Consider the following 18042-nt stretch of genomic DNA (forward strand, 5'->3'; position numbering starts at 1 on the left):
TGCTCTTCCTCCCCCGCCCACCCCGGGGCCCGCCCCTCCGCGGGGTCCCCGCCGGCCCCCCGCGCCCCGGCCGCCGCCCCCCCCCCCCCCCCCCCCCCCCCCCACCCCCCACCGCTGGGCGATCTGGCGGATCGACGGCACCCGGTCGCCGGGCCTGAGCTCGCCGGACTCGATGCGCGATCGGATCTCGGCCGCGATCACAAGGTACGGCGGATCCGGTCGCCGTGTCGCCGACATGATCATCCCCCCCAGGCAGTCGCCCACTCTGTCCCGACCGCGATCTCCGGTGCAACTGAACTAGTTGACTTTCCTGATGGACTAGTTCACTTCTTCCCTGCTGTGCGTAGAGCAGGGGCTTTTCTGTGGTTACGGTGTATTGAGTGAAAGATACGCCGTACGAACACCCGTCTGCGGGACGGCTGCTCCGAACCGGCGCGTCCTCGACCGGAGCACCTCGCGCAGGCGGCGACACGTCCAGGGGGAAACCCATGAGAAGCCGCCGCGTCCTGGTCTCAGGCGCCGGGATCACCGGCCCCGCGCCGGCGTGCTGGTTACACAGGTTCGGTTTCTAGCCGACCGTCGTGGACGCGCACCCGGCCTGCGTGCAGGCCGGTACGCGGTCGACATCCCGCGGCGAGTCGCCGAGCGGACGGGCATCGACCCTCATGGACGGCAGCCGCACACCGGTGTGCAAGGCATGACGTTCGTCGATCACTCGGGCAAGCGGGTCGCGGCGCTGAGCGCGGAAGGGTCCTGAGACTCCGGCGGCCCATCGCCGAGAGGGCGATCCGCCGGACGGCCTCGCGCGGATTCTGAACGCCGCAAGCGCGATGACGTCGAGTGCGTATTCGGCGGCTCGATCAGCGATATCGAGAATGACGGCGGCGACGTCAGGCCCGCTGCGAATCCGGCGGCTCTGGAGACTTCGGGCCTGGGGTTCGGCCCGGAACAGCGCTTCGTCCGGCCCCCAAAGAATGAGCGCGCACCTGAATGACCAAGGAGCAGAAATGGAGCATGCGATGGTGACCAGGATCGAGACCGACTACCTCGTGGTCGGAGCCGGCGCGACGGCAATGGCCTTCGTGGACACGCTTCTCACCGAATCGGACGCGACCGTGGTGATGGTCGATCGCTACCACCAGCCCGGCGGGCACTGGACGGTCGCCTACCCGTACGTGCGGCTGCACCAGCCCTCGGTGATGTACGGGGTGAACTCGCGGCCGCTCGGCAACGGAGCGGTCGACAGCGCCGGCTGGAACGCCGGGCTGTACGAGCTGGCCGGAGCGAGCGAGATCTGCAGCTACTACGACCAGATCATGCGGCAGACGTTCCTGCCGTCCGGCCGGGTGTCGTACTTCCCCATGGCCGAGTACGACGGCGCCGGCCGCTTCCACCTCACGACCTCCGGCGACGAGTACGAGGTGACCGTGCGCCGGAAGGTCGTGGACACCACCTACCAGGGCGTGACCGTGCCGGCGATGCAGCCGCCGGAGTTCCCGGTCGCCGACGGCATTCACCTGGTGCCGCCCAACCGCCTGCCCGGCGTTCGCGCGCCCTACGACCGGTACGTCATCGTCGGCGCCGGCAAGACCGGCATCGACGCCTGCCTCTGGCTGCTCGAGCAGGGGGTCGACCCGGCGAAGCTGACCTGGATCATGCCCCGCGCGCCGTGGCTCATCGACCGCAGGACCGTGCAGCCGATGCCGCTTCGCCGGCCCGAGGAGATCGTGCGTGACCACATGGCCCGGCACGAGGCCGTCATGGGCGCCGAGTCCGTCCCCGACCTGTTCGAACGGCTCAACGCCGCCGGCACCGTACTGCGCATCTCCGCGGACGACCGGCCGACGGCGTTCCGCTGCGCGACCGTCTCGCGGGCCGAGCTCGACCAGCTGCGCCGGATCGAGCACGTCGTGCGCCTCGGCCGGGTGAAGCAGATCACCCGGACCGACATCGAACTCGACGGCGGCACCGTACCGACCGGCCCCCGCGCGCTGCATGTGGACTGCACCGCCGACGCCATCAAGCAGCGCCCCATCGTTCCGATCTTCCAGGACGGGCTGATCACCACGCAGTCGGTGCGCGTCTGCCAGCCGGTGTTCAGCGCCGCGCTCATCGCGCACGTGGAGACGGCGTACGGCGATGACGCGGAGAAGAACGCGCTCTGCCCGGTCTCGCAGAATCCGCGCACCGACGCCGACTGGCTCCGCTTCGCCATCTCCGGGAACCTCGAGCAGCTGCGCTGGGCGGGCAACGCCGAGATCGGCCACTGGCTGAACACGTCCCGGCTCCAGCCGGACATGGCCCCGCCGATGCCGGAGGACCCGGCGCTGCGGGCGGCGTACGAGCAGCAGGCCATGGCCCTGGCCGAGGCGCAGACCGCGAAGCTTGAGGAGCTGCTGCTCGCGCACACGGCCCGCACCGGGACGGGGGGCGCGGCCTGATGACCGGACGACTGAACTGGCGCCGGATCAGCGCCCCGTGGGCGCTCGTCCTCCTGACCACGGCGTGCGCGGAACTGACCTTCACCGCGGTCGCCGTACCGGAGTCCTGGCTGCTTCTGCCACTGCTGCTGGTGATGTACGGGGCGGGGGTCCTGCTCATCCGGGAGGCGGTCGTCCGGGTCGGCGGCGGCTGGCCGAGTCTCGTGCTGCTGGGCCTGGCTTACGAGCTCGCCGAGGACGGGCTGGGCCTGCAGGCCCTGACCAGCCCCCGGATGTACGGCGCCGCCGACTGGGGCCTGCGTTTCCTCGGCCTGAACTGGACCTACTGGGAGTCCCAGATCGGGGTGCACGTGGTCCTCAGCATCCTCGTCCCCATCGCCCTCGTCGACCTGCTCTTCCCGCATCGCCGGAACCGGCCGTACCTGGGCCGGGGCGGATTCGTCGGCGTCGGCGCCCTGGCGTTCGTGGGCGTGGTCGGGCTGCGCACCATCGTGTCGGCGATCGTCGACCCCGGATACCAGATGCCGTGGAGCGCGATGGTGGTGTTCACCGCACTCATCATCGGGCTCGCCGTGCTCGCTCTGATGGGCGTCGCCCTCCCGCACCGCGAGGAACTCGGCCGGGCCGATCGGCGCGCGCCGCGCCCGGGGGTGGTGGGGTTCGTGTCCATGTATCTGACCATGGCGTTCCTGACGACGGTGCTCCCGCTCGGCCTCGGATCCACGATGCTGCTCGGCGACATGATGGCGCCGGTTCTCCTCCTGGTCGTGGGGGCCATGACCGCCGTCCCGTTCGGGCTGGTGGTGCTGCGCTGGCGCACGGCCGCCAACTGGAGCGACCGGCACCGGATCTGGCTCATCGGCGGGATCCTCGTGTCGCACACCGCGTTCATGATGCTCGGTTCAGTGCTCAGTGCGCTGCTCGGCGCGCTGACCCTGGCGGCTTCGGTCATGCTGCTGATCAAGCTGGCCGGACATGTCGCACAGCGCGAGACCCAAGCGAACTCAGTCCTGGTGTGACAACCCCTGGGACTGTGCGCGGCCCTGCACGGGTACTTCGAGCGGCGGTGCTCCTCGAAGTACCCGTGCAGGCAAAGGCCTCGCGGTCGCTGTTCCCCGGATCTCTGGCCGTGGTCAGTGACTCGTGGCGTTCTCATGAACGCGCGGGGCCGGGCTTGCCGGACGTGACGATTCGGTACTCCTGGTCAGCCACAGGCCCGTGAACACGGCTGTGGCCAGGGTGACGACGCCCGCCACGACGAAGGCGCTGTTGAGTCCCTCCTCGAAGGAGGCGCCACCGGACTCCCGGGTGCGGACGACGGCTCCGAGCACCGCCACGCCGAGGACCGCGCCGATCTGCCGGGTGGTGCTGCTGACGCCCGAGGCCAGGCCGCCCTCCTGCGGGCTGACCGACTGGATGGCGGCGCCGGTCAGCGGCGACATGGTCAGGGCGAACCCGATGCCGACGACGGCCAGCCGCCACCACACGTTCGTGTAGCCGGTGTCGGCCTGCACGAAGCCCAGGGCCAGCAGTCCCAGCCCGGCCAGCGCCAGGCCGAGGGTGACCATGATCCGGAAGCCGTACCGGGCGGCGAACCGGCCCGCGAACGGGCTGACGACGACCATCGCGAGGGTGGCGGGCAGGGTCTGCACCCCGGCTCGCAGGATCGAGCTGCCCTGGACGTAGACGAAGAACTGGGAGAAGAAGAACGACGAGCCCATGAGCGCGAAACCCACCACGATCATCGCCGTGTTGGAGACCGTGAACAGCCGTTGCCGGAAGAGTCGCAAGGGCAGCATCGGTGCCGCGACCCGTCCTTCGACGACCACGAAGACGGCGAGGATCACGGCCGCGGCGGCGAAGCCGCTCAGGATCACGGGCGAGGCCCAGCCACGGGAGCCGCCCTCGATCAGCCCGTAGGTGAGCGCCCCCACGCCCAGGACGGACAGGACCGTTCCCGGGACGTCGATCGCCGGCGCGCTCGGGTTGCGGGACTCGTCCAGGGTGCGCAGGCCGGCGACCAGCAGGACCGCGCCGACGGGCACGTTGACGAGGAAGATGGCGGGCCAGCCGAAGGCCTCCACCAGAACGCCGCCGGCCAGTGGTCCGGCGGCCAGACCGATTCCGCTGAATCCGGCCCACAGCCCGATCGCCCTCACCCGCTCCTGCGGGACCGGGTACGCGGCGGTGAGCAGGGTCAGCGAGGCGGGGCTCAGCGCCGCGGCCCCGACGCCCTGCAGCACCCGCCCGGCGATCAGCCAGCCGATCGAGGGCGCGGCGGAGCACAGGACGGACGCGGCGGTGAACACCACGACGCCCGTGAGGTACATCCTCTTGCGGCCGAAGCGGTCGGCGAAGACGCCGCCGGACAGCAGCAGCATGGCGACCAGCAGCACGTAGGCGTCGACGATCCATTGCAGCCCCGTCAACTGCGTGTGCAGCCGCTCCTGCATGTCGGGCAGCGCCGCACCGACGATCGTGTTGTCGAGCAGCACCATGAACTGCCCCAGGCAGGTCACCGTGAGCAACGCCGCCCGGTTGGGCGCGGCCATCCGCGGTGCGGACTTCGCCATCGATCCTCCTAATGCAGTTCTCTACTGCATTAGGAACCTAGACGGTGGGAACCGTAAACGCAACTGCGAGCTGCGCTAAGGTGCGGGCATGGAGGAGAGACGGCCGGCCCGGCGGCCCGGCGGGCGCAGCGCCCGCGTCCGAGCGGCGGTGCATCAGGCCGTCACCGACCTGGTCGGCGAGCGCGGCTACGGGGAATTCACGGTCGGTGACGTCGCGGCCCGTGCGGGCGTGGCCGACACCAGCATCTACCGCCGGTGGGGCACCCTTGAGTCCCTGCTGACCGACGTGGTTCTCACGCGCCTGAACGCGCAGTCGCCGATGCCCGACACCGGGAGTCTGTCCGGCGACCTGCACGCCTACGCGGCCCAGGTGGCGCGCGAGATCACGGGACCGGACGGCCTGGCGGTGCTGCGCCTGACCGTCGCCCTGTCGAACAGGGGCGAACGCGGTCTGCGGGCGCGTGACGACTTTCTCGCCGAACGCACCCGGTTCGTCCAGGCCATGCTCGACCGCGCCGGCGAACGCGGCGAGCGTCCACCCGACGTGCTGGGCGTGCTCGACCACATCATGGCCCCGATGTACATCCGCGTCCTGTTCGGCGCGGGCCCGCTCACCCCGGACTACATCGCCGGGCTGGTCGACCGCTTGCTGGAACGGCCCTGATCCGCACTCGGGCCGACGCTGACGCCCACGGTTCCGGCGATGATCGCGACGGTTCCCGGCCGGGCGACCGGTGGGTCATGCCTGCTCTGTGACGGCGTCCGCGATTTTTCAGGTGTGCGAACTGGCGGGCGCGCTCGTCGTTGTCGGTCGATACGGGCGACAGGTTCAGCTGGTCCACGCCTGCTTCGACGTAGGCCGCCACCCTCTTCTCTATGTGGTCTGGTCTCCCGACGAGCGAGATGCCGTCGACCAGCGCGGCGGGGACGGCCGCGGCCGCCGCATCCTTGGAACCGCCCAGGTAGAGGTCCTGGATCTCGTCCGCGGCGGCACCGAAGCCGAGACGGGTGACCAGGTGGTGGTAGAAGTTCTTGCCGCGGGCGCCCATTCCGCCGATGTAGAGGGCGAGGGCGGCGCGGACCTTGGCACGGGCCGATTCGAGCTCGTGGTCGTCGTCACCGATGAAGAACTTGGCGTCCGCGATGACCCGGAGGTCGGGCAGGAGAGGGTCGCGCTTGGCTCGGCCCTCCGCGAGCGCGTCGCCGAAGACCTCGTCCGCGGACTCGGGGTGGTAGAAGATCGGCTGCCACGCCTCGAACAGCTCCGCGGCCAGGGCGATGTTCTTCGGTCCCAGCGCCGCAAGGGTCATCGGGATGGCCGGTCGCACCGGCGCATTGATGAGTTTCAGCGACTTGCCGAGGCCACTGCCGCCGCGCTCGGGCGTGAGCGGCACGTCGTAGTGGCGGCCGTGCAGTTCGACCTTCTCCCGGCTCCACACCTGCCGGCAGATCGCCACGATCTCCCGGGTGCGGCCGAGTGGGGCGTGGAACGGGACGCCGTGGAAACCCTCGATGACCTGGGGGCCGCTCGACCCGATGCCGAGGGAGAAGCGGCCGTCGGAGACGTGGTCGAGGCCCGCGGCCGTCATCGCGAGGAGCGCGGGCGTGCGCGAGTAGATGTTGAGGATCGAGCTCGCGAGCTCGACCCTGCTGGTCCGTGCGGCGATGTAGCCGAGATGGCTGACGGCGTCGAAGGTGTACGCCTCGGGGACGGTGACGGCGTCGAGGCCCGCGTCCTCCAGCGCCCGGAGCCCTTCGACCGCCTGCTTGAACCCGGCGGCGTACGGGATCGGCATTCCGAACTTCATCGTCCATCACCTTTCTGGTGGATGGCCGTCCTCCCCCGGCGTGTGGCGTCCCAGGCCCGCGCGTCCGGCTCACCGGGCCGCTCGACCCGGTGACGTCCGCGCCGAGAGACGCGAGCGGCATGCCGGCGTGCGGGACGGGGCCGATGCCGCCGAGCTCGACGACACGGACACCGCGCAGGAGCCCTGGGACGCCTTCGCTCATCCGACGACGGGGTCGCAGCTCGCCGCGGCTTCGGTGAACCGGGTGTCGATGAGGTCCGCGGAGTCGAGCGGCTTGTCGTACTCCAGCTCGCCGCGCTTGAGGGAGAACGTCTGCAGGTCGTCCGCGAACTTCTCCGTCCCCTTCATCGAGAACGACGGGTCGAAGGCGAGGAGGGCCGAATTCTTGATCGTGGTCTTGTCGACCTCCTCGGCGGCGGCGAGCAGGTCGACCGTCTCGGCGTTCTTGCGGTAGTCGCCGTCGAGGTACTTCTTGGTGACCTTGCTCAGTACCTGGGTGAACTTGACGGCGAGCTCGGGCCGGTCGAGGAGCGTCCGGCCGGCCATGATGGCGGTGCCGGTCACGCCCGGCGGGTAGCCCGCGATCGGAACGAGGTCGGGGTTCTTGGCGGCCTCGACCTCGAGGGGAGCGGAGATCCAGGCGGCCTTGACCGCACCGTTGGCGAGTGCGTTGAGCGCGTCGGGGCCGACCAGCGGCTGGGAGAGCTTGACGTCCTTGACGCTCAGCCCCACCTTGCGCAGGGCGTTGTCGAGGATCAGGCCGCTCACGCCGGTGCCGCCGGTGGGGGTGCTGACCGCGGCGCCCTTGAGCTTGGAGAGGTCGGGGGCGGTGGCACTGCCGACGATGTCCTTGCGGGACCAGTAGCCGGGCACGGGGGTACCTGCCGGGATCTCCTGCTGCTTGTCCATCGGAACGATCCAACGAACGTTGACGCCGTCGTTCAGCGTGTTGAAGTGGGACGAGCTCAGCGAGGTCATCTGCGCGTCGAGCTGACCGCGGGCGACCAGCGGCAGCGACTCGGCGCTCGGGATCTTCTCGATCTCGACGTCGACGCCGGCCTGCGCGAACGCCTTGGTCTGGATGCCGAGCAGGAGCGGCGCGAACACGGCGAGCGGGGAGCTCATGCCGATCTTGATCGTGCCCTTGGTGCCGGCGGACGGGCAGATCTGCGCCGCCGACTTCTCCTCCGCCCCGCCGTCGCCGCTCCGGGGGTTGCCGCAGGCGGCCAGGGCGCTCGACAGCGCCAGCACTGTGGCAGCGGCGGTGGTCACCGAACGCGCAGGAACTCGACGCATCGTGGCCCATCTCCTTGCTCATCGATCATTTCCATCAGTGGAACTTTATTCCACTGTGTGCAATCCTGTGACCGCGATCACTGGTCTGTCAAGGCTCGTGCCGACATTCGGCCGCATTCACTTCGGAGGAGACCCCCGTGAGCGACGCCCACGAAACCGCGCCCTCTGCCGCGACGGCCGAGGAGGGCGGAGCACCCGAGGTGCTCGTCGAGGATCGCGAGAACGTGCTGGTCATCACCCTCAACCGGCCGCAGGCCAAGAACGCGATGACCCTGAACATGGCCCGGCTCATCGCGGACGCCCTCGACCGGCTCGACGGCGAGCCGGCCCTGCGGCTCGCCGTGATCACCGGCGCCGGGGGCAGCTTCTGCGCGGGCATGGACCTCAAGGGCTTCCTGCGCGGCGAGCGGCCGAGCATCCCGGGACGCGGCTTCGGCGGAGTGACGGCGGCGCCGCCCCGCAAGCCGCTCATCGCCGCGGTGGAGGGATGGGCGCTGGCCGGCGGCTTCGAGCTCGTGCTCGCCTGCGACCTGGTCGTCGCGGCGTCGACCGCGCGGTTCGGCATCCCCGAGGTGAAGCGCGGCCTGGTCGCCGCGGCGGGGGGCCTGCACCGCCTGCCGGACCGGCTGCCCGAGACCGTCGCCATGCAGATGGCGCTGACCGGCGACCCGGTGGACGCCGAGCGGCTGCACGCCCTCGGCCTGGTCGGCACGCTGACGGACGAGGGAGGAGCACTGGACGCCGCTCTCGCCCTCGCCCGGACGATCGCCGCCAACGGACCGCTCGCGGTCGCCGCGAGCAAGCGGATCATCGTCGAGTCCCGCGCCTGGCCGCGCGAGGAGCGGTTCGCCCGCCAGCGGCCGTACGTCGACGAGGTGTTCGCCTCCCACGACGCGCAGGAGGGCGCCCGCGCCTTCGCCGAGAAGCGGCCCGCGGCCTGGACCGGCGGCTGAGCCCCGGCGCTAGGCTGCCGGCGTGGAGCTCCACCAGCTGCGGGCCTTCCTGAGCGTCCGCGACACCGGCAGCGCGACGGCCGCCGCCGCGCGGCTCGGCGTCCGGCAGTCGACGGTGTCGGCCGCGATCCGCGCCCTGGAGCAGGAACTCGGGGCGCAGCTCTTCCACCGCGCCGGGCGCGGGATGTCGCCGACGCCGGCGGGCCACGCCCTGGTCGGGCCGGCGCGCCGGATCCTGCGCGACTGCGGGCAGGCCGGGGAGATCCTGGCCGCGGCCGGCCGGGGCGGCCGGCTGGAGCTCGCGGCCCTGTCGCCCGTGGTCGGCGGCCCGTTCTCCGCTCTCGTCTCGGCGTGGCTCCGCGCCGCGCCGGGACGCGCGGTCCGGGTGCACGACCTCGACCGGGAGGACGCGGTGGCCGACGTCCTGACCGGCGGCACCGCGGAGATCGTCTGCACCCGGCTGCCCGTGTCCCCGCCGGTGGCCGGAACTCTGACGGTGCTGCCGATCGGCTCGTGGGGGCTGCGGGTCGCCTTCCCGCCGGGTTCCGAAGCCGTCCCGGAGGGCGCGGTGACGATGCGGGAGCTGTCCGCCGTGCCGACGGTGCTCGTCGCGGCGGGCCGCAACTCGTCCCTCGAGCGCGCCGCGGCCCGGACTCCCCTGTCGGCCGCCGTGGTCGCCGACCAGCGCGAGGCCCGCACCTCGCTGATGCTGGCCGGGGTGGGCGCCACGATCGTCGGCCCGCGGCTCGCCGCGGACGCGGCCGCCGCCGGCGCGCACGTGCGGCCGCTGGACCCGCCGTTCACCCAGTCGGTCGGGCTGGTCTTCGACCCGGCCCGCCTCTCACCGGTCGCCCGGGGTTTCGTCGCGGCCGCGGGCGAGGTCGACGAGGGCGGCGCCGGCGGGTGACAGCGCCTGCTCGCGCCAGACCAGGTGGGCGTCCCGCCACAGCGGCGGGTCGAGCGAGCGGAGCGACGCCCAGGGCATGACGGCCTCCGCCGTGTCCCGGCCGACGAACGTCGCGACCGTGCCGTCCCTGACCAGCTCCCACAGCATCGCCCGGTGGGCGCACCGGGCCCGGACCCGCCCCGCCATCGACGCGACGGCCGTCGCGGTGGCGCTCGCGGAGTCCAGGTCCGAGGGGACCACCCCGAGGTCGAGGCCCGCGACCCGTGCGCGCGCGACCGGCTCCGGCAGCCCCGCGGCGAACTCCGGGCTCGCGACCAGCACGATCTCCTCGGCGCCGAGGTCGCACCGGCCCCATCCCGCGTCCGGGGGCAGGACGTCGGCCACGCCCAGTTCGGCCTCGCCCGAGCGCACCAGGTCGAAGGTTCCGGCCGCGGTGCCCGCGTCCCGGACGTGGATCTCGAGTCCGGGACGCCGCCCGCGCAGCGCCGCGACGAGCGGGGTCAGCGGGTGCACCGCGAGCGTCGTCGACGTCGCGACGACCAGCCTGCCGACCTCGAGGCCGGCCACCTGCCGGACCCGTTCCCTGGCGCCGTCGGCCTCGGCGATCACCTGGCGCGCCAGGCCGAGCAGCCGCGCGCCGTCGGCGGTGGGACGGGCGCGCCGCCCGGACCGGTCGAGGAGCCGGACGCCGAGTTCGTCCTCGAGCCGGCGCATCGCCAGGGAGAGCGACGGCTGGCTCACGAACAGGACGCGTGCCGCCTGGGTGATGCCGCCCTCGTCGACGACCGCGACGAAGTAGCGCAGCGTCCGGAGGTCCATGGCCGTCCACCCTAGCCAGACATAGGGCGGATCGATGGGACCTGCGAAAAAGAGGTCTTTGCGCATATGCCCGCTCGGGCGCGACAGTAGAGGCCGGGACCCCCTACAGCGCCATACGCTCGCAGAACACCGGAGAACCCATGACCGAACGTCACGTCACCGTCGAGCGGAAGGACCGCGTCGGCCTGGTCTTCCTGGACCGCCCGGACCGCCGCAACTCCTACACCCCGCTGATGGCCCTCCAGCTCCAGGAGGCGCTGGTCGCCTTCGACGCCGACCCGGAGGTGGCGGTGGTCGTGGTGAGCGGGCGCGGCGAGCACTTCGGCGTCGGCGCGGACCTCGACATGAACTGGCGCGACGAGAGGACCCACGGTGTCGAGACCCTGACCGAGCCGGAGAAGGCGCCGTGGAACCTGAGCACGCCGATCATCGCGGCCATCAACGGCGACGCCATCGGCGTGAGCCTCACCTGGGCGATGCAGGCCGACATCCGCGTGGTGGCCGACTCGGCCCGGCTCGCGTTCTCGTTCAACCGGGTCGGCATCATGCCCGACCGCGGCTCGACCTGGCTCCTGCCCCGGCTGGCGGGCTTCGGCGTCGCGATGGACCTGCTGCTGACCGGCCGGACGATCGACGGCGCCGAGTTCGAGCGCCGCGGCCTGGCGACCCACATCGCCGCCCCGCGGGACGTGCTCCAGGTCGCCGTGGACCTCGCGACCGACATGGCCGAGCGCTGCGCGCCGGTGTCGATGACCGCGACGAAGCGGCTCATGTACGAATTCCTGGAGTCGACCGACCGGGTCGCGGCGTACAACCGCGAGCGCCGCGTCCTGACCTGGATCCGCACCTGCGGCGAGACCCTGCGCGGCATCGCGGCCTTCAAGGAGAAGCGCGCACCCGAATGGGGCACCACCAAGCACACCCGCATCCCGGCCGAGCTGCGATGAGCGCGGACGTGACGAGCAGGCCCGGCCTTGGGGTCCCCGACCTGCGTCCCCTCCTGTCTCCCGCCACCGTCGCCGTCATCGGCGGGATGTCGAAGGAGACGGGCCTCGGCGCCCGCACCCTGCGGCACCTGCGCGACGCTCGGTTCGGCGGCGAGGTGCTGACGCCCGCCCCCCGGGACGGTCTCGACCGCGATGTGGACGTCGCGCTGCTCTGCGTGCCCGCCGCGGCGGCGCAGGAAGTCCTCGACCGGATCGACGGGCGCGCGAAGTTCGCCGTCGTGTTCGCCTCCGGTTTCGAGGAGACCGGCGGCGGCTCGCTGACCACCACCCGGGGCACCATCGTCCTGGGCCCGAACACCGTCGGGCTCTACCACGCGCCCGACCGCGCGGTGCTGACCTTCGCCCAGGCGTTCGACAGCCTCGTCGACTGCCGGCGCGGGAGCGGCGCCTTCCTCGTCTCCCAGAGCGGCGCCTTCGGCGCCCGCGTCGTCACGGCCGCCGCCCGGTACGGCTTCCACCTGGACGGCTTCATCGGCAGCGGCAACGAGATCCAGCTGGACGCCTGCACCCTGGCCCGTGGCGTGCTCGCCGCGGCCGAGCCCAGGGTCCTGCTGCTCTACCTGGAGGGCATCCGCGACGCTGGAACGCTCCAAGCACTGCTGGCCGACGCGGCGGCCCGCGGCGTGCCGGTCGTGTGCCTGCTCGGCGGCCTCTCCGAGGCCGGATCCACCGCGGCCGCCTCCCACACCGCGGCGGTGAGCACGGACACCGCGGTGACGCGCGAGCTGTTCGAGGCGTACGGCGCCGCGCTCGTCCGCTCCGACCGCGAACTCGTGCTCGCCGGGCTGGGCCTGTCCCTGATGGGACGCGCGGCCGGGCGCCGCGCCGGCATCGTGACGGGCTCCGGCGGCGCCGGCGTCGTGGCCGCCGATCTGCTCGGCGGCGCCGGCCTGGAGGTCCCGGTGCTCAGCGCGGGGCTGCAGGAGCGCTTGATGGCGCACCTGCCGGACATCGCCTCGCCGCGCAACCCCGTCGACGTGACCGCGCAGACGATCGGCGACGACACCACCCTCGAGAAGGTCTGCGCGACGCTGCGCGAGAGCGGCGAGGTCGACCTCGTCGTGGTGATCGGCCGTGAGAACCAGGCCGCCGCCGCGGGCGCGCACGCCGGCGCCGCGCCGCCCACGGTCGTCGCCACCCTCGACCGGGACCCGGCCACCGTCCGGCCGCGCATCGAGGCCGGCGAGGTCGTCCTGCCCGACCTCGACTCGGCGTGCCGCGTCCTCGCGTCCTGCGCGCCGCCGAGGTCGGGCGGTGTCGCCGTGCTCCGGACGACCGCCACGGGCCGTGGCTCCCTCGACTCCGACCCGACCGCGTCCGGAAGCCTCCGGCTCGTCTCCGACGCCGGGGTCGAGGTCGCCGGCTGGGGTACCGCGACCACGGCCGGCGAGGTGCTCGCCCACGGCGAGCGCCTCGGCTGGCCGGTCGTCCTCAAGTCCGACGTCGCGGCCGGCGTCCACAAGGCGCGGGCCGGCGGGGTCCGGCTCGACGTCACCGAGGCCACCGCCCGCGAAGTCGCCGCCTCTCTCCTCGCGAGCGGTGTCCCGCTCATCGTGGCGCGCCAGCTCCGCGCGTCGATGGAGCTGTTCGCCGGCGTCCGCCGCGACCCCCAGTGGGGATCGGTCGTCTCGGCCGGCCTCGGCGGCGCCCATGTCGAGCTGCTGGACCGGACGGTCGCCATGCCGGCGGCCCTCGGCGCCGAGCACTTCGCCCGGCGGCTCGCGGCCGAGCTGTTCGACCGCGTGCCGGGACGGTACGACGGGCTGGCGGCGGGGCTCGCCGCGGCGGCGTTCGCCCTCGCCGACCTCGCCGACCGCACCGGTGCCGCGCTCGTCGAGTGCAACCCGATCGGCGTGGTCGACGGCCGGATCATCGCCCTCGACGCCAGGGTCGTGCGATGAGCGCCGCGCTGCGGCTGGAGGAGCTGCTGCGGCGGGTCCTGCCCGCGCGCTGGACCGAGCTGGTCGACGCCGGCGACCGCGACGGTCTGGCCGACCACCTCGCCGGCCTCGACGCCGGCGCGACCGCCGATCTCGTCCGCACGGTCGCGGCGGACGGCTGGCTCGTCCCGGAATGGCCGGCCCACCTGGGCGGGCGCGCGCTGCCCGCCGACGAGGCGGTCGACGTCCGCCGCACCCTCGCCCGCTGGCGGGTGGGCACGGTGGAGAGCGCCATCGGCACCGGCTGGGTCGGACCCGCGATCATGAGGTTCGCGGGCGACGACGTCGCCGCCGAGCTGCTCCCTCCGATCGCCCGCAACGAGGTCCTCTGGTGCCAGCTCTTCAGCGAGCCGGAGGCCGGTTCCGACCTGGCCTCCGTCCGCACCCGCGCCCGTCGCGACGGCGACGGCTGGCACCTCACCGGCCGCAAGATCTGGACCAGCCGCGCCGACCGGTCCCGCTGGGGGCTCGCGGTCGCCCGCACCGACGTCGACGTGCCCAAGCACGCCGGCCTGACCTGCTTCCTCGTGGACCTTTCGACGCCCGGCGTCCAGGTCCGGCCGATCCTGCAGATGACCGGCGACGCGGAGTTCTTCGAGGTCACCCTCGACGACGTCGTGGTGCCCGACCGGTACCGCCTCGGGGCGACCGGCCAGGGCTGGGAGGTCGTGCGCGCGGTGCTCCAGCTCGAGCGCGTGGCCGGCTCGGGGGCGGGCGCCGCCACCCCCGGCTCCGTCGTCGGCCGCACCGTCGACGAGCTCATCGCCGAACGCCTGCCGGGGGCCGACCCCGTCCAGGCCGACGCGATCGTGCGCCTGTACGTGGAGTCCCAGGCGATCGCGCTGAACAACCGGCGCAACGCCCTGCATCGCGCGGAAGGGCTGCCTCCGGTCGCGAACGGGACGCCGTACAACAAGGTGCTCCAGGCCGAGCACACCAAGCGCCTGCAGCGCGGGATCCTTGGCGGCGCCGGGCTCGGCGCGGTCGCGCACGCCCCCGGCGACCGCGCCCGCGCGTACGACGCCTGGGCCTTCCTGCGCGTGCAACCGAAGACCATCGCCGGCGGCGCCTCCGAGGTGCTCCGCGACCAGATCGCCGAGCGCGCCCTCGGCATGCCGCGCGGAGCGGACCCCAGCAAGACCGTCTCCTGGCGCGAGTTCACGTCCTCCCAGGGAGGGAACGCATGAAGCCGGTGTCCACCGAGCAGACGGACTTCGCCGAGAGCGTCGGCGCCCTGCTCCGCAAGCGCGACCCGCTGGGGCCGATGCGGCACGCGCCAGGGCCCAGGACGTTCGACGCGGGGCTCTGGGCCGAGCTGACGGCCAACGGGCTGCTCGAACCGGCCGAGGCGGGTGACGTCGTCACCGCGTGCCTGGTCGCCGAGGCGCTGGGCCGGGCGGCCGCTCCCCTGCCGTTCCTGAGCGCTTCGGTCGCGGGCGCCCTCATCGGCCCGGCCGGCGGCGAGGTCACCGGCCTGTCGACGTACGGGCTGCTGGCCGAGGACGGCACCTGGTCCGCGCCCGCGCTCGGCTACCGCGACGGGCTGGTCCACGGCACCCTTCCGTTCGTGCCGGACGGGGACATCGCCGACGTCGTCGTGGCGGCCGTGGAAGCGGCGGACGGCCCCCGGCTCGCACTGGTGCGGACGAGCGACACCACCATCGAGCCGCTGGAGAACCTCGACGCGACCCAGCCGCTCGTCCGGGTGGTCTGCGACGGCGCCCCCGCCACCCTCCTGCCGGCCGGTGGCGAATCCCTGGCCTCCGTTGTCGGGGAGGCGCGGCTGCTCGCGCTCGCCCTGCACTGCGCGACGCTGCTGGGACTGGCGGCCTGGCTGCTCGACACCACCGTCGAGTACGCCGGCCGGCGGGTCCAGTTCGGCATGCCGATCGCCGCCCGGCAGGCCGTCAAGCACCGGTGCGCGAGCATGCTGATCCAGGTCGAGTCCATCCGTTCGATGGTGCTCGAACTGGCCGATGCGCTCGAGTCCGGCGCAGGCGACCGCGCCCTCGTGGCCGCGACCGCGATGGCCTGGACGACGGAGGCGGCCGAGGAGGTCGCCGGCGGCGCCCTGCAGTTGCACGGTGGCATCGGCTTCACGTGGGAGCACGACCTGCACCACTACTTCAAGCGCTGCACCGTCGGCGCCCTGCTGCTGGGCACGGCCGCCCACCACCGCGCACGGGTCGCGGCCGCACTCACCGCCTGACCTGCAATTGAATTCGACTCAGCAAAACTGCGGTAGGCTCCGGTGGAACCGTCCCGTCGATTCAGGAGGCCGAGCGGTGGCCGAGGGTTCGATCGCACGGACGCTGCGGGTGCTCGAGACGGTCTGCGACCACGGTCCGGAGACGCTCAAGGCGCTCAGCGAGCGCACCGAGCTGGCGCCGCCGACGCTGCTGCGGATCCTGCGCCTGATGGCGGACGAAGGCTACGTCGTGCAGCAGGCCGACCGGACCTGGCGCGGGACGATGCTGGTCTGGCGGCTCGGCTGCGCGGTCAACACCTCGGTCGGCCTGTCGGCCATCTCCCGCGAGCACACCGACCGGCTGACCGCCGAGCTGGACGAGACGGCGGTCTACGCCGTCTACGAGCAGGGCGCGGTGACCTACGCGGCCCACTCCGAGCCGATCAAGCCGGTCCGGGCGCACGTGCGGCTCGGTCAGCGGTACCGGCTCCTCGCGGTCACCACCGGCCAGGCCGTGCTCGCACAGCTCGACGAGGCGTCCGTCGAGCGGGCCCTCGCCGAGCAGGCAGAGAACGGCGACTCCCGCGACCCCGCGCAGGTCGCGGACATGCTGGCCGAGATCCGGCTGCGCGGCTACGCGGCGGGCCCCGGGGTGCGCTGGCCCGATCTGTGGGGGTGCGCCGCGCCCGTCTTCGACGCCACCGGAGACGTCGTGGGCGCCCTCGGCGTGTCCATCCCGACCGCGCGCGCCGAGGAGATCCGCGACCGGGTCGTCGCCGGCGTGCTGCAGGAGGCGGAGGCCATGAGCACCCGCCTCGGCCGTCCGGCCGTCGTCCGGGAAGTCTGACCGGGCGACCCGCGAACGGGCAACGAGCGAAGCCCCTGCCACACCCTCCGAGGATGGTGCGGCAGGGGCTCTTTCACGCGGGCTCCCTCACCGGGTCAGGTCAGCTGGAGCGTCCGGGCGATGATGCTCTTCATGACCTCGCTGGTGCCGCCGTAGATGCGGGCGACCCGCGCGTCGGCGTACATCCGGCAGATGTCCTGCTCCCAGACGTAGCCGTAGCCGCCGTGCAACTGCAGGCAGGCGTCGGCCACACGGCCGTGCAGCTCGGTGCAGAACAGCTTGACCTGGGCCGCCGCCGGCGGCGCGAGCTCGCGCCGCTCGTGCCGGGCCATGGCCTGGTCGACCAGCGCCTGGCCGGCCGCGATCTGCGCCGCCTGCTCGGCGAGGGCGAACCTGGTGTTCTGGAACGCGCCGAGCGGCTGCCCGAACACCTCCCGCTCGCGCACGTAGTCGCAGGTCAGGTCCAGCGCCGCGACGGCCTGGGCCTGCGAGTTGACCGCGATGGACAGCCGCTCCTGGGCCAGGTGGGAGGACAGGTAGCGGAACGCCTCGCCCTCCTCACCGAGCACGTTGGCCGCGGGTACGCGCACATCGTCGAAGAACAGCTCGGTCGTGTCCTGCGCCTTGAGGCCGAGCTTGTCGAGCTTGGCGCCGCGGCTGAAGCCCGGCATGTCCGCCTCGACCGCGACGATCGTCAGCCCGGCGCGGCGGTCGTCCCCGGACGAGGAGCGGGCGACCACGAGGATCAGGTCCGCCTGCGCGCCGCCGGTGATGAAGGTCTTGGCCCCGTTGAGGATCCAGTCGGCGCCGTCCCGGCGCAGCGTCGCGCGCATGCCGGCCAGGTCGGAGCCCGTTCCCGGCTCGGTCATGGCGATCGACGTCATCAGCTCGCCGCTCGCCATCCCCGGGAGCCAGCGGCGTTTCTGCTCGCCGGTCGCGAGGGACAGGACGTAGGGGGTGACGACGTCGGTGTGCACGCGCAGGGAGCCGAGGGTCACGCGCTCGTAGGCGACCTGCTCGGTCACGACGCAGTTGAAGAGGAAGCCGTCCTGCCCTCCGCCGCCGTACTCCTCCGGGATCTGCAGGCCGACCAGGCCGAGCCTCCCGGCGGCCCGGTAGACGTCCCGGTGCACCATCCCCGCGGCCTCGAACTCGGCGACGCGGGGTGCCACGTCGTCGCGCAGGAAGGCCCCGACCATGTCGGCGAAGTCCCGGTGCTCGTCGCCGTAGACCGTCCGGTCCAGCTGGGGTCGCAGAGCCACG

The 18042-nt window shown here is 72.8% G+C and carries 16 protein-coding genes; 10 read left to right on the forward strand and 6 right to left on the reverse strand.

All coding sequences use genetic code 11. The features are described 5' to 3' along the window. On the reverse strand, positions 1-243 hold a 243-nt coding region (locus tag AB0C84_RS31550), incomplete at its 3' end, for a GntR family transcriptional regulator (RefSeq protein WP_361073670.1). 764 nt (positions 244-1007) lie between these two features. Here AB0C84_RS31550 and AB0C84_RS31555 point away from each other — a divergent pair. Then, positions 1008-2441, forward strand: a complete 1434-nt coding sequence (locus AB0C84_RS31555; RefSeq protein WP_361073672.1) for a hypothetical protein — start codon at positions 1008-1010, stop codon at positions 2439-2441. Beyond that, positions 2441-3460, forward strand: coding sequence for a hypothetical protein (locus AB0C84_RS31560; RefSeq protein WP_361073674.1), 1020 nt, complete (start codon positions 2441-2443; stop codon positions 3458-3460). Before AB0C84_RS31555 ends, AB0C84_RS31560 begins: the two co-directional genes overlap by 1 nt. Positions 3461-3574: 114 nt before the next feature. Here the strand turns inward: AB0C84_RS31560 and AB0C84_RS31565 are convergent, their stop codons facing one another. Continuing rightward, a complete protein-coding gene (locus AB0C84_RS31565; protein ID WP_361073675.1) occupies positions 3575-5014 on the reverse strand; it encodes an MFS transporter in 1440 nt (479 codons plus the stop codon). 88 nt (positions 5015-5102) lie between these two features. Between AB0C84_RS31565 and AB0C84_RS31570 the strand changes: the two genes are divergently transcribed. After that, positions 5103-5678 (forward strand): TetR/AcrR family transcriptional regulator, encoded by a 576-nt coding sequence (locus AB0C84_RS31570; protein ID WP_258940912.1) that lies wholly within the window; start codon positions 5103-5105, stop codon positions 5676-5678. On the opposite strand, the gene AB0C84_RS31575 is transcribed toward AB0C84_RS31570, so the two are convergent. Beyond that, positions 5626-6822: an LLM class F420-dependent oxidoreductase gene (locus AB0C84_RS31575; protein WP_361073678.1), complete on the reverse strand. Its 1197-nt coding sequence runs from the start codon at positions 6820-6822 to the stop codon at positions 5626-5628. The two genes, AB0C84_RS31570 and AB0C84_RS31575, sit on opposite strands and share 53 nt — an antisense overlap. Before the next feature lie 198 nt (positions 6823-7020). Then, a complete protein-coding gene (locus tag AB0C84_RS31580; protein WP_361073680.1) occupies positions 7021-8118 on the reverse strand; it encodes a hypothetical protein in 1098 nt (365 codons plus the stop codon). Between the two features lie 200 nt (positions 8119-8318). Between AB0C84_RS31580 and AB0C84_RS31585 the strand changes: the two genes are divergently transcribed. Then, positions 8319-9071: a crotonase/enoyl-CoA hydratase family protein gene (locus AB0C84_RS31585; RefSeq protein ID WP_361073787.1), complete on the forward strand. Its 753-nt coding sequence runs from the start codon at positions 8319-8321 to the stop codon at positions 9069-9071. Positions 9072-9093: 22 nt separating this feature from the next. Then, positions 9094-9978, forward strand: a complete 885-nt coding sequence (locus AB0C84_RS31590) for a LysR family transcriptional regulator (protein ID WP_361073682.1) — start codon at positions 9094-9096, stop codon at positions 9976-9978. Here the strand turns inward: AB0C84_RS31590 and AB0C84_RS31595 are convergent. Next, positions 9913-10797, reverse strand: coding sequence for a LysR family transcriptional regulator (locus tag AB0C84_RS31595; RefSeq protein ID WP_361073684.1), 885 nt, complete (start codon positions 10795-10797; stop codon positions 9913-9915). The genes AB0C84_RS31590 and AB0C84_RS31595 overlap by 66 nt on opposite strands. 140 nt (positions 10798-10937) lie before the next feature. On the opposite strand from AB0C84_RS31595, the gene AB0C84_RS31600 reads away from it, so the two are divergent. The 5 genes from AB0C84_RS31600 to AB0C84_RS31620 all read left to right on the forward strand — a co-directional run bounded on the left by AB0C84_RS31600 (position 10938) and on the right by AB0C84_RS31620 (position 16779). Beyond that, positions 10938-11744 carry an enoyl-CoA hydratase/isomerase family protein gene (locus tag AB0C84_RS31600; protein ID WP_258940917.1) on the forward strand — a complete coding sequence of 269 codons (807 nt, stop codon included), beginning with the start codon at positions 10938-10940 and terminating at the stop codon, positions 11742-11744. Further along, positions 11741-13705 carry an acetate--CoA ligase family protein gene (locus AB0C84_RS31605; RefSeq protein WP_361073686.1) on the forward strand — a complete coding sequence of 655 codons (1965 nt, stop codon included), beginning with the start codon at positions 11741-11743 and terminating at the stop codon, positions 13703-13705. The genes AB0C84_RS31600 and AB0C84_RS31605 overlap by 4 nt, the downstream gene beginning before the upstream one ends. Continuing rightward, positions 13702-14931 carry an acyl-CoA dehydrogenase family protein gene (locus AB0C84_RS31610; RefSeq protein WP_361073688.1) on the forward strand — a complete coding sequence of 410 codons (1230 nt, stop codon included), beginning with the start codon at positions 13702-13704 and terminating at the stop codon, positions 14929-14931. The genes AB0C84_RS31605 and AB0C84_RS31610 overlap by 4 nt, the downstream gene beginning before the upstream one ends. Next, positions 14928-15953 carry an acyl-CoA dehydrogenase gene (locus tag AB0C84_RS31615; protein WP_361073690.1) on the forward strand — a complete coding sequence of 342 codons (1026 nt, stop codon included), beginning with the start codon at positions 14928-14930 and terminating at the stop codon, positions 15951-15953. The genes AB0C84_RS31610 and AB0C84_RS31615 overlap by 4 nt, the downstream gene beginning before the upstream one ends. 76 nt (positions 15954-16029) lie before the next feature. Then, positions 16030-16779: an IclR family transcriptional regulator gene (locus tag AB0C84_RS31620; RefSeq protein ID WP_361073692.1), complete on the forward strand. Its 750-nt coding sequence runs from the start codon at positions 16030-16032 to the stop codon at positions 16777-16779. A gap of 95 nt (positions 16780-16874) precedes the next feature. Here AB0C84_RS31620 and AB0C84_RS31625 read toward each other — a convergent pair whose 3' ends face one another. Beyond that, positions 16875-18041: an acyl-CoA dehydrogenase family protein gene (locus tag AB0C84_RS31625; RefSeq protein WP_361073694.1), complete on the reverse strand. Its 1167-nt coding sequence runs from the start codon at positions 18039-18041 to the stop codon at positions 16875-16877. Position 18042: the final 1 nt, after the last annotated feature.

The organism is Actinomadura sp. NPDC048955, assembly GCF_040649435.1.
In the GTDB taxonomy this organism is placed as follows: domain Bacteria; phylum Actinomycetota; class Actinomycetes; order Streptosporangiales; family Streptosporangiaceae; genus Spirillospora; species Spirillospora luteofluorescens.

Excerpts from the sequence above, each read along its gene's own strand:
- AB0C84_RS31555 (WP_361073672.1), top strand. The coding sequence starts at position 1,008 with ATGGAGCATGCGATGGTGACCAGGATCGAGACCGACTACCTCGTGGTC.
- AB0C84_RS31560 (WP_361073674.1), top strand. The coding sequence starts at position 2,441 with ATGACCGGACGACTGAACTGGCGCCGGATCAGCGCCCCGTGGGCGCTC.
- AB0C84_RS31565 (WP_361073675.1), bottom strand. The coding sequence starts at position 5,014 with ATGGCGAAGTCCGCACCGCGGATGGCCGCGCCCAACCGGGCGGCGTTG.
- AB0C84_RS31570 (WP_258940912.1), top strand. The coding sequence starts at position 5,103 with ATGGAGGAGAGACGGCCGGCCCGGCGGCCCGGCGGGCGCAGCGCCCGC.
- AB0C84_RS31575 (WP_361073678.1), bottom strand. The coding sequence starts at position 6,822 with ATGAAGTTCGGAATGCCGATCCCGTACGCCGCCGGGTTCAAGCAGGCG.
- AB0C84_RS31580 (WP_361073680.1), bottom strand. The coding sequence starts at position 8,118 with ATGCGTCGAGTTCCTGCGCGTTCGGTGACCACCGCCGCTGCCACAGTG.
- AB0C84_RS31595 (WP_361073684.1), bottom strand. The coding sequence starts at position 10,797 with ATGGACCTCCGGACGCTGCGCTACTTCGTCGCGGTCGTCGACGAGGGC.
- AB0C84_RS31600 (WP_258940917.1), top strand. The coding sequence starts at position 10,938 with ATGACCGAACGTCACGTCACCGTCGAGCGGAAGGACCGCGTCGGCCTG.
- AB0C84_RS31605 (WP_361073686.1), top strand. The coding sequence starts at position 11,741 with ATGAGCGCGGACGTGACGAGCAGGCCCGGCCTTGGGGTCCCCGACCTG.
- AB0C84_RS31610 (WP_361073688.1), top strand. The coding sequence starts at position 13,702 with ATGAGCGCCGCGCTGCGGCTGGAGGAGCTGCTGCGGCGGGTCCTGCCC.
- AB0C84_RS31615 (WP_361073690.1), top strand. The coding sequence starts at position 14,928 with ATGAAGCCGGTGTCCACCGAGCAGACGGACTTCGCCGAGAGCGTCGGC.